Source organism: Vibrio sp. 704, assembly GCF_033339295.1.
Window position 1 is genome coordinate 1 of sequence record NZ_JAWOUH010001083.1, and the last position, 505, is coordinate 505.

Below are 505 nucleotides of genomic sequence, written 5' to 3' on the forward strand. Positions count from 1 at the left end.
AGTTCTTTTGCTCGCTTGAACAAACATTCACGTTTGTCGTCAGCCGCTTTTATTACCTCCCGTGTTTTTTCTAGACGCACGACTTTTTGCGGCAAAACCGTTGAGCTAAAAAATGCAGGATAGGCCACGAAGGGCAGCGATTGTGCTAGCTTGTTCGGGCCTAAAATCGCACCAGCGCGGTAGGCGAACGTTTTAGCCAAACTTACGGTAACGAAATCCACCATCTGTGTTAGTCCCAGTTCTTGTAATAATCCAGAACCCTTTGGTCCGTGTGTGCCTAATGAATGGGATTCATCTACGACTAAGCCACAATCAAACTCCTTCGCCATTTCGTAGATGGCACGTAACGGGGCGATTGTGCCAATCGTGCTATACACCGAATCGACAACGATGATTCCCGCACCGTGGCGTTGGATCTGCTTGCGCAGATGATTCATGTTGTTGTGCATGAAAGGATGAATCTGCGCTCCAGCGGTGCGTGCTCCTTCCCACAACGACATATGAG

Annotated in this window: 1 protein-coding gene; it reads right to left on the bottom strand. The window is 48.9% G+C overall.

Annotated elements, in window-relative coordinates:
- The coding region (locus R7R24_RS30770) for an aminotransferase class I/II-fold pyridoxal phosphate-dependent enzyme (RefSeq protein ID WP_318120722.1) at nucleotides 1-505 on the bottom strand (505 nt) is incomplete at both ends.